This window comes from Psychrobacter sp. 1Y4, assembly GCF_051847555.1.
The window spans coordinates 1-910 of the sequence record NZ_JBPYDE010000258.1 but is presented as its reverse complement, the minus strand read 5'-3'; the positions used below and the strand labels follow the sequence as shown (position 1 = coordinate 910).

Genomic DNA, 910 nt, shown 5'->3' with positions numbered 1-910 from the left:
GACTCATCAACATTGTAATTATTGATATTTGGTAAATCATCTTAAAACTAGCCTAACTATACACTGCCATTAGAAACATGTCCAAAAACAGACAATGTCTACAACAATCTGTAAACAAGTCAGTATACAAGCTGACGACTTTTTACCAACTTACTGACCATCATAACATGTTAAAATCTGACCTATAAGTTATGGCAAACATAATTATTGATAACAATATATTATCAAACGTATCGTTATGCAATGCTACTATCTGATACTCGTTGGTACTCGCCAGTCTATTAGCGCCTTAACCAATACGCTTAAAGCTGTCATTGAACTTATACAAGCGACACATCGTTTGCTAAAGATATACATTAAACGAGCACGAAACGACTTATCATACACAGCGATACTAGGTGATAAATGATAATATTTGATTTTTGCTTAACATGACTTTGCCACTTTTTTTATGTTTACCCTTCAATTTTTCTGCCCATACTTTTTAAGGATAATATTATGAGTAATAAAAACAACCACCCTGATAGTCCAGTTGTCGAAAGTACTGTTGTTAAAGCCAGCGATGCGAAACCACAAGAAACCGCTGAAAACAATGAACCTACTAAAACTGCTGACATTAAAGCTGATACTAAGGCTAATGATACCAAGGCTGATAGCACACAAGCTGACAACACAAAAAAAGAAGCGCCAGCTACTAAAAAATCTGAAGCTAAAGAAACTGATACTAAAGGCTCAGAGACTAAAGACACCACTAGCAAAAAATCAGATGATGAAAAAGTAGAAACCACAGCAGCTAAAAAACCAGCGACTGCTGCTAAAAAAGCGAGTAAGACCAAACATGCCTCAAACCAGAATCGTGTGGCAATCATAGGTGGTAACCGTATTCCATTCGCGCGCTCTAACGGTTCAT

Annotated in this window: 1 pseudogene; it reads left to right on the top strand. The window is 36.4% G+C overall.

The features are described from left to right. Positions 1-498: 498 nt before the first annotated feature. A pseudogene (locus ACS8FC_RS15620) lies at positions 499-910 on the top strand (acetyl-CoA C-acetyltransferase); the annotation flags it as partial.